Origin of the sequence: Cellulomonas sp. KH9, assembly GCF_900114185.1 — a bacterium.
Classification (GTDB): Bacteria; Actinomycetota; Actinomycetes; order Actinomycetales; family Cellulomonadaceae; genus Cellulomonas.
The window spans coordinates 1-8,154 of sequence record NZ_FOSE01000009.1; the positions used below are offsets into that span (position 1 = coordinate 1).

An 8,154-nucleotide genomic window follows, 5' to 3' on the forward strand; every position below is an offset into this window, starting at 1 on the left:
ACGTGCTCGGGGGTGAACGCCGTGAACTCCACGACGGCGTCGAACTCCAGGTCCCCCAGCGCGGCGCGCACGGACTCCGGGTCGCGGACGTCGGCGTGGAGCACGCGGGCGCCGTCGGGCACCGGACGCTTCGTCGACCGCCCGCGGTTGAGCAGCGTCACCTCGACGCCGTCGGCGACCGCCCGCCGGGCCGCCTCCGTGCTGATGATGCCGGTCCCACCGATGAACAGTGCGCTCAGTGCCATGCCAGGCAGGATACGAACAGCCCTCACCGATCAGCGAGGCGGAGAGGCACGCGCCTCGACGTGCAGGAAGTCGCCGGGTGACAGCCGCGCCCGTCGCAGATCGCGGCGACCGTGGAGATCCGGACGGCAGGGCCGTCCGCGCCATGCTGGGGACACCGCCGACCCGGTGATCGGGACGGAGAAGGAGAACGCGTGGACACCGAGCGTCGCGTGGTGCGGACGTCGGCGGGCGTCGTCGAGGTCGTGGTGCGTGCCGATGCCCGCACCCCGGGCGGCACGGTCCTGTACCTCCACGGGGGGCACGAGTCCGCAGCGACTGCTCCTGCCTGTCGGGTGTACGTCGAGCTCGGTCACCGCGTCGTCGCGGTGTCACGCCCGGGGTACGGGGGCACCGACGTGGGGCCGCTCTCCCCCGCCGACTTCGCACCGCAGATCGACGAGGTGCGTGCCGCGCTCGGGGTGGATCAGTTCACGGCGGTGGTGGGCACGTCGTTCGGCGGGCAGCAGGCCGTGCAGTACGCCGTGCAGCGGCCCGCTCGGGCGCGCTCGCTGATCCTGCACTCGGCCGCCCCGTCGACGCTGCCGTACCCGGACGTCGCGCTGCAGCGGCTGCTCGGACCGGTCATGTTCCACCCGAGGGTCGAACGGCACGTGTGGGGTGCCACCAGAACGCTGCTGCGCCGGGCGCCCGAGGTCGGCCTGCGCATGATGCTGGCACCGCTGTCGACGGTGCCCCTGGCCACGTGGTTCCCCCAGGTCACGGAGGCGGACCGGGCGGAGATGCGGGACCTCTTCGCCACGATGCGCTCCGGACACGGGTTCGTCGTCGATCTCGCCCACGCCGGCGCCGACGAGGGACCCGCCCGTCGCGCGGCGCAGCAGCGGGTGCCGTGTCGGACGCTGGTCACCGGCTCACGTCATGACGGAGGGGTGGCCTGGACGCACGCCGAGGACCTCGCCTCCACGATCCCGCGCGCGAGCCTCGTCGACCTCGGGGCGCCCTCGCACCTGTTCTGGATCGGCGTGAGCCGTCCTCGACTTCGCGAGGTGGTCGACGGCTTCCTCGCCGGCGACTGAGGTCCGTCCTGCCAAGATCGACCGCGTGGACATCAGGTCGGTCGACCCTCGCGACCAGACGTGGGAGCTGGACCAGCCGCGCTATCGGGTGTACTTCCACGACGCCGACGGCGCGTCGGACGAGTACGAGCTGCACGGCGGTGACGTCGTCGACGTGCTGACCTGGGCGCAGGCGCAGGCGCAGATGGCCGGCCGGTCGTTCGTCGTCTACGTGTGCGTCCCCGGCGACGGGCTGGGTCTCGTCCGTCTCCAGGGCAGCGACCCGAACGCGCGCTGATCGGGACACGACGAGGACTCGAGCGGCGCTCATGGAACCTGCCCAGCGCGCCCGGTGGGCAGGGTCCATGAGCGCCGATGAAGGTCGTCAGGACAGCAAGGAGTGGTACTGCTCGCGCGCCTTCATCGCGTGGATGATGAGTTCGTCCCCTGAGTCGAACTGCAGGATCACGAGCTCGAGCAGCCGACCGGCGCTGTCGAAGCCGAGAAGCAACCAGCGTCGCGGGTCGTCCTCGTCGTCGAGCGGCTGGCGGTACACGGGCGCCTCGGCGGCGTCCCGCAGGCGATCGTCCGTCAGGCGGTCGCGGGAGTAGTGCTTGCGTGCTGAGGGGTGGATGTCACGCGACGTGCGCCCAGGCACGCACGGCGGCCCGGATGGCCTCGGTCCGGTTCGGCAGCCCTTCAGCCTCCGCGCGCCGCGTCAGCGCGGCGAGCGTGGGGCCGTCGAGCCGGACGGTGACCACGACACCGGGGCCTTCACCAGCGGTGGGCCGTCCGCGGCGTCGCAGTGCGGCGGGGTCGTACCCGGCTTCGGCTTCGTCGGCCCATGCTTGGATCTGGGCGTCGTCGACCGGCGTGCCGTGGATCTCGCCGCGAGCAGTCATGCGCATATCGTATACGAAACCACTGAGCCGACAAGGACACGGTCCCACGACGTGGGACGAGCGCTGCACGAGACCGGGCTCGGCTGCCGAATGCCACCCGAAGATGACGCCAAGCCCGGTCTCGCGCGGGGCGCGTCTCGCAGTGCCGGGCGCTGCCTCCTCAACGCCTGCACGCTGCTCGAGCTACGGAACCGACGTCGACGTGGCCTCCCGACCTGCCGCTGAGGACGCCGACCTCCCTCGCACACGGACTCACGCGCCCCTAGCGTGTGCGGGTGCACCCTCCCCTCGCGCCGTTCGACTCCGGGTGGATCCGCCGGCCGGGGGGTGCCCGTCTGTACTGGGAGACGTCGGGCAACCCCCTGGGCCGTCCCGCCCTCTACCTGCACGGCGGGCCCGGCAGCGGACTGCGTGGCGGTGGCTACCGTCGCCGGTTCGACCCCCAGCGCTACCTCGTCGTGGGGCTCGACGCTCGCGCTCGCATACGCGCTGACGCATCCGGACCGCGTCACCGCGCTCGTGCTCACGGCGGTGACGACCGGGAGCCGCGAGGAGATCGACTGGATCACCGACGGCGTCGGCAGGGTCTTCCCCGAGGCGTGGCAGCAGTTCGCGGGGGCGACGCCGACAGGTGAGCGCGTCGTCGAGGACTACGCGCGACGGCCGCGTGATCCGGACCCCGCCGTGCGGTCCGCGGCAGCGGACGCGTGGGACGCCTGGGAGTCGACCCACATCTCGCTCGACCCCAGCTGGGAACCCGGGCCCCTGCACGACGACCCTCGCGAGCGGGCGAACTTCGCCACCCTGGTCACGCACTACTGGGCACACGACTGCTTCCTCCCCAGCGACGCGAGCGTCCTGGCACGCGCGGACGCGCTCGAGGGGATCCCGGGCGTGCTCGTCCACGGGCGTCGGGACATCAGCAGTCCGGTCGTCACCGCGTGGAAGCTGCACCAGGCGTGGCCGGGCAGCGAGCTGCACGTCGTGGAGCCGGAAGGCCACGGGGGCGACGTGGAGACGGAGCTCACCTGTCGGGCGATCGACGCGTTCGTGGATCGGTGAGCACGCCCAGGACCAGCGGCGCACCACCGTGGCTCGAGCACTCGGGACCCACCCGTGCCCGGCGTCGCGTACCCCGACAGGTCCTCCACCCTGGTCAGGATCGAGCGTCGCGCCCAGCGCAGGTCCTCGTGGAGACAGGCCTCCGCGACGTCGTCGCTCGTGCGCACGAGCGCGGCACGGCACACCTGCCCTCCGTCGGCCCGGACGGCTCGGACGCGACAGGAGGGTGGCCCGCTCCCGGTGCGGGACTGGATCATGGCCGCATGCCTCCCGAGCCCGAGATCACCTTGATCCGAACCGAGCGACTGACGGCGAAGGCGCCCTACGCCTACGCCGCGGTGGTCGGTGACCTCGTCTTCACCGCCGGCGCCTGCCCGCTCGACGCCGACGGCAGGACGGTCGCCGTCGGCGACGTCGCCGGCCAGGCCCGCCAGGTGATGGCCAACCTCGAGACCGCCCTGCGTGCCGCCGGCGCGCAGCTGACGGACGTCGTCAAGACGACCGTCTACGTCGCCTCGACCCGGCAGTCGGACCTGGTGGCCGCCTGGGACGTCGTCCACGCGGCGTTCGGCGCCCACGAGCCGCCCAGCACGCTGCTCGGAGTCACCGTCCTCGGCTACGACGACCAGCTCGTCGAGGTCGAGGCCGTCGCGCTCCGTCGTCCGGGCTCCGCGTGACCCTCACCGAGATCACCGCGGACCGCGTCCGCGACCTGCTGCGGGACCAGCACCCCGACCTGGCCGGCCTGCCGCTGTGCGAGTCACGGTGCCGCACAGCCTCTTCCTCATGCTGATGGGCCAGAACGGGCGCCGCGGCCTGCCCGGCGGGAAGCCCACGTGGGGGCCTGCGGGACGCGCGGCGCTCGACCGGGTGCTGAGCGAACACCTGCCCTGATCGGCACCCCGCCACGAGCGCGCCGCCGAGGACCGGACGACGTCGGGTGCATCCGAGAACGCTCCTGGAGGGGAAGAGGGGGCAGGGCGTCGACGACGACGCCTGCGGTGCGTACCGCGTGCCGCCCGACCGCCCGCAAGGAGTCCTTCCATGAGGATCCGTCGTCTCGCAGCGTCCCTGGCCGCCACCGCCCTCGCCGGTGGCGCGGTCGTCGGGCTCGCACCCGCCGCGTCCGCCGCCGGCACCACGAGCCTCGCCTCGGTGCTCGCCGCCGACGGTGCAGGGTTCGACCGCAGCTGGTACGACTACGACATCGTCGACAACGCGGTGGCCGCCGTGCTCGCCGCCAAGCCCGACAGCCCGGTCGCCGTGCTCGCGGACGGCACGGTCCCGCTCACCGCGTTCCTCCCGAACGACCGCGCGTTCCAGGTCCTCGCGCACGACCTGACGCACCGCTGGTACGGCTCGGAGGAGAAGGTGTTCGGGGCCCTCGCACAGGCCGTGGGGATCGACGCGATCGAGCAGGTGCTGCTCTACCACGTCGTGCCCGGCGCCACGATCGACTCCGCCACCGCACTGGCGTCCGACGGGGCCGCGCTGACCACCGCCCAGGGCGGCACCTTCACGGTCGACGTCCTGTCCAAGCGGATCCCGATCGTCGTGCTGCGCGACGCCGACCGCAACGACCTGAACCCGCTGCTGGTGCGCAGCCAGCTCGACATCAACGCCGGCAACGCGCAGATCGCGCACGGGATCTCGTTCGTGCTGCGCCCGCTCGACCTGTGACCCACCGGCGCCCGCCCGGTACCGACCGGGCGGGCGCCGTCACCGCGCCGCCGGTCGACCCTCGCGACCAGACCTGGGAGCCGCACCGACCGAGCCGTCGAGCGGCTCGCCCGTCGGATCGGCACCCTCGTCGTCGCGCAGCGCCGGGCCGCCCAGAGGGTCGGGCGACCACGCGATCAGCCGCCATCCGCTGGTCGGGTCGCCGTCGACCTCGATCGCGCCGGTGTTGTCCAGCGGCGTCCGCTCGACGTCGTCGACGGCGAGACCTGCGACGCGGGCGGCCACCCAGCACCGGATGGCGGCTCCGTGCGAGACCACGACCGCGGTGCTCCCGCCGGCGGAGACGACCTGCGCGACGGCGTCGTCGAACCGTGCCAGGAACGTCGCGCCGTCGGGCCCGCCCGGCATGCGCCGGTGCGTGTCGCCGCGCGCCCAGGCGAACACCGTCGAGAGGTAGGCCTGGTGCGCCTCGTGCCCGCCGGACATCTCCAGGTCGCCGGCCTCCACCTCCCGCAGCCCGTCGTAGGTCGTCGGCGCGAGGTTCAGGCGATCCGCGAGCGGAGCCGCGGTGAGCGCCGTGCGCAGCAGGGTCGAGACCGCGATCGCGTCGATGCGACGGCCCTCCAGCGCCGCCGGCACCGCAGCGGCCTGACGCTCGCCCAGCGCGGTGAGCCGCGGGCCCGGGATGCCGGTGTCGACGAGCCCTCGCACGTTCGACGGGGTCTGGCCGTGCCGCAGCAGCAGGAGACGCATGCGGCATTGTCACCGCCGGGCCGTAGGGTGCCGACCGCGGTTGCCCACCGCACAGCGCGTCGTCGCACGGCCTTCCACCCCCTGTCCCCACAGGTCAGCCCGTTGACGTCTCCCCCGCGAGCGGGCCGGGCCGACGATCCGGGCCTCCCGGTGGGACAGCGCCCCGTCGACACCGTACGAGCCTCGCGGTGAGGGCCCCGGGACGCAGCGAACCGCCGGGCGACGGAGGTCGCCCGGCGGTCCGCGGTGCGCGGGATGCTCGGTCAGGTGCGTCAGACGGCACGCGCCCCGACCAGGGGACGGGTGGTCCCCGGGGCGCCGGTCACGGCCTCGTCGACCGGATCGGGCCGGTAGCCCAGCCGCCCGCGGGTCGCGACGATCGTGATGACCGCGCCCACGGTCGCCATCAGCAGCAGCGCCTGGTTCGTCAGGTCGTAGCTCGCCCCGACCACGGGGAACATCGACGCGACGAAGAGGCCGACGGTCGTGTTGATGCCCACGTGCAGCAGCATCGCCATCGGCAGGCTCTGGCCCGTCCGGTTGAACACCCAGGTCATGACGACGTTGAACGTGACGCAGAAGGCGATGAACCCCACGGCGCGCAGCAGGTGGAAGGTCGGCGCGTCGCCCCACATGGTCAGGTACAGCGGGAGGTGCCACACGCCCCACAGGACACCGATGCCGGCGGCCGCCCGCAGCGGCCCGACGAGGCGCTGGGCGCGGGGCAGGGCGAAGTCGCGCCAGCCCGGCTCCTCGGCGAGGCCGGTCGTCACCATCTGCATGACGAGCACGGGCAGGTACTGGATCAGGTTCTCCATCGGCGGGGCCTGGACGTCGCCGCCCGAGAAGAGGTACGACGACAGCAGGACGGCCGCGGGGGTGCCCAGCAGGATCCCGGCGTACCAGCGCCAGTTGACCTTGAACTTGAACAGCCGCCTCACCCACGCCCGCACGCCGGCTCGGCCGCCGGTGACGGCGGTGACGAACAGCGCGGCGCCGATGGGCCCGAGGTAGGCGCCGGGCAGCATGAGGAAGAGCTGGTAGCCGCCGACGCCGCCGGGGATGGCGACGTCCCAGATCCCCAGGCCGTAGGGCGACAGGATCAGCGGGATCCACGCGAGCCAGCTGGCGGCGAGCGCCAGGACGACGAACGCCGTGAGCGGGCGGCGCCGGACGATGTCGAGCACCCCTCCGCGTCGGGCCGGTGCAGGTACCTGGTGCGTGACGGTGCTCATCGGGGTGCCCTCTCGTCGAAGCCGCTGTGCGATGACTCGACGGTAGGAATCGGACACCCCGGGCCGCGCCGGGCGGACGGTGGAACGTGGGCGGTTGCATCCAACGACGCAGGTGCCTGGACCACGGTCCCGATCAGGGCCTGGTGGCCGAGCGGGAGGTCACCGTCCACCCACCGGTCGGGCAGCCCCATGAGCGTGCGGATGCTGGCGGCGGCCGTCTGCACGAGGATCCTCAGCGCGGCCGGCAGCCCGGTGTTCACGAGCACGACGACACCGTCCCCGGCGGCGAACGACCGCGCGGCGGGGACAGGATCGGGCTACAGCCCGCAGACGAAGCGCGGGACGTCGGCGGGCGTCCGGGCGGCCGACTCCGCGACGGCGGCGCTGCAGATCTCGAGCTGACGCACGACCTGGCGGGCCCCACCGGCGAACGCGAGCGGCTCGGCGAAGCTCGATGACCACCGCTCGCCGTTCGGGTCCAGAGCGAGGTCGCGCTGGAAAGCCGCCTGGACCGCGTCCTCCGCCGCCACGTCCGCCGCGAGGGCGTCGACGCCGCCCTCGAGGAGGTCGAGCGCGTCGAGGTACGCGACGCGCAGGTTGCCGCGGCCGGTCCGAGGGATCGGGCCGTCGCCGCCACCGTGATCCTCGATCGGCCCGTCCGGGTGGACGGACGCACGGATGAGATCGAACGTCAGCACGGCACCTCCCCCGTCGCGGTGCACCGGTCGCCCCCACCATCGACCGTGCGCCCGCGCCGGGAAAGGACGACATGTGACGATCAGCCCAGCGGCTGACCCGTCACAGCGGCCGGGGCCGGTACGCCTCCAGCAAACGCTCCGTGAGGGCGTCGAACTGCGTGTCGACCACGCGACGCGCGGGGTCCGCGTCGTGCCACGCGACGATCTCGCGGGCGCCGGCCGCGAACGGGATGCGGGGCGAGAACTGCGGGACCAGCCGCCGGATCTTCGAGTTGTCGAAGATCATCGTGTGCGCCTTGTCCCCGAGGATCCCGGCACCGAGCTCGGGGTCGGCGGCGGCGATCGCCTCGGACGCGACGTGCACCAGGCGCGGCTCATCGACACCGGCGGCACGGGCCATCGCGCGGAAGATCTGGTCCCACGAGGGCGCCTCGTCGCCGGTGATGTGGAACGCCTCGCCGATCGCCTCCTCGCGCCCCAGCAGCCCGACCAGCCCGACCGCGACGTCGGCGCTGTGCGTGAT

General features: G+C 73.2%; 13 protein-coding genes and 1 pseudogene. 6 read left to right on the forward strand and 8 right to left on the reverse strand.

Features of this window, described 5'->3' with window-relative positions:
* Positions 1-245, reverse strand: a 245-nt coding sequence (locus BMZ16_RS18700; RefSeq protein WP_143082901.1) for an NAD-dependent epimerase/dehydratase family protein, incomplete at its 3' end; no start/stop codon positions are given.
* Between the two features lie 192 nt (positions 246-437).
* Between BMZ16_RS18700 and BMZ16_RS18705 the strand changes: the two genes are divergently transcribed.
* Together BMZ16_RS18705 and BMZ16_RS18710 are read left to right on the forward strand one after the other, a co-directional pair.
* On the forward strand, positions 438-1,322 hold the full coding sequence (locus tag BMZ16_RS18705; RefSeq protein ID WP_177199787.1) for an alpha/beta fold hydrolase: 885 nt from the start codon (positions 438-440) through the stop codon (positions 1,320-1,322).
* Positions 1,323-1,347: 25 nt separating this feature from the next.
* Positions 1,348-1,599, forward strand: coding sequence for a hypothetical protein (locus tag BMZ16_RS18710; protein ID WP_089803393.1), 252 nt, complete (start codon positions 1,348-1,350; stop codon positions 1,597-1,599).
* Positions 1,600-1,686: 87 nt separating this feature from the next.
* Here the strand turns inward: BMZ16_RS18710 and BMZ16_RS18715 are convergent, their stop codons facing one another.
* Together BMZ16_RS18715 and BMZ16_RS18720 are read right to left on the reverse strand one after the other, a co-directional pair.
* The gene (locus BMZ16_RS18715) at positions 1,687-1,857 is read right to left on the reverse strand and encodes a toxin-antitoxin system toxin subunit (RefSeq protein WP_369822675.1); all 171 of its coding nucleotides are present in this window, start codon (positions 1,855-1,857) and stop codon (positions 1,687-1,689) included.
* A 79-nt stretch (positions 1,858-1,936) separates the two neighbouring features.
* The gene (locus tag BMZ16_RS18720; protein WP_089800984.1) at positions 1,937-2,203 is read right to left on the reverse strand and encodes a ribbon-helix-helix domain-containing protein; all 267 of its coding nucleotides are present in this window, start codon (positions 2,201-2,203) and stop codon (positions 1,937-1,939) included.
* A gap of 417 nt (positions 2,204-2,620) precedes the next feature.
* Here BMZ16_RS18720 and BMZ16_RS18725 point away from each other — a divergent pair, with 417 nt between their 5' ends.
* The 4 genes from BMZ16_RS18725 to BMZ16_RS18735 all read left to right on the forward strand — a co-directional run bounded on the left by BMZ16_RS18725 (position 2,621) and on the right by BMZ16_RS18735 (position 4,945).
* A complete protein-coding gene (locus tag BMZ16_RS18725; protein WP_255366546.1) occupies positions 2,621-3,265 on the forward strand; it encodes an alpha/beta fold hydrolase in 645 nt (214 codons plus the stop codon).
* 263 nt (positions 3,266-3,528) lie between these two features.
* Complete coding sequence (locus BMZ16_RS18730; protein WP_089800092.1) at positions 3,529-3,942, forward strand: RidA family protein; 414 nt, start codon at positions 3,529-3,531, stop codon at positions 3,940-3,942.
* A gap of 88 nt (positions 3,943-4,030) precedes the next feature.
* Positions 4,031-4,159, forward strand: coding sequence for a hypothetical protein (locus BMZ16_RS19065; protein WP_255366545.1), 129 nt, complete (start codon positions 4,031-4,033; stop codon positions 4,157-4,159).
* Between the two features lie 150 nt (positions 4,160-4,309).
* The gene (locus tag BMZ16_RS18735; protein ID WP_089800091.1) at positions 4,310-4,945 is read left to right on the forward strand and encodes a fasciclin domain-containing protein; all 636 of its coding nucleotides are present in this window, start codon (positions 4,310-4,312) and stop codon (positions 4,943-4,945) included.
* 39 nt (positions 4,946-4,984) lie between these two features.
* Here BMZ16_RS18735 and BMZ16_RS18740 read toward each other — a convergent pair whose 3' ends face one another.
* From BMZ16_RS18740 to BMZ16_RS19460, 5 genes and pseudogenes are all read right to left on the reverse strand, one after another.
* On the reverse strand, positions 4,985-5,698 hold the full coding sequence (locus tag BMZ16_RS18740; protein ID WP_089800090.1) for a histidine phosphatase family protein: 714 nt from the start codon (positions 5,696-5,698) through the stop codon (positions 4,985-4,987).
* 272 nt (positions 5,699-5,970) lie between these two features.
* A complete protein-coding gene (locus tag BMZ16_RS18745; protein ID WP_089800089.1) occupies positions 5,971-6,933 on the reverse strand; it encodes a CPBP family intramembrane glutamic endopeptidase in 963 nt (320 codons plus the stop codon).
* On the reverse strand, positions 6,930-7,199 hold the full coding sequence (locus BMZ16_RS18750; protein WP_089800088.1) for a hypothetical protein: 270 nt from the start codon (positions 7,197-7,199) through the stop codon (positions 6,930-6,932). The genes BMZ16_RS18745 and BMZ16_RS18750 overlap by 4 nt, the downstream gene beginning before the upstream one ends.
* Before the next feature lie 51 nt (positions 7,200-7,250).
* The gene (locus BMZ16_RS18755) at positions 7,251-7,631 is read right to left on the reverse strand and encodes a hypothetical protein (RefSeq protein WP_089800087.1); all 381 of its coding nucleotides are present in this window, start codon (positions 7,629-7,631) and stop codon (positions 7,251-7,253) included.
* A gap of 100 nt (positions 7,632-7,731) precedes the next feature.
* Positions 7,732-8,154: pseudogene (locus tag BMZ16_RS19460) on the reverse strand (NAD-dependent dehydratase); the annotation flags it as partial.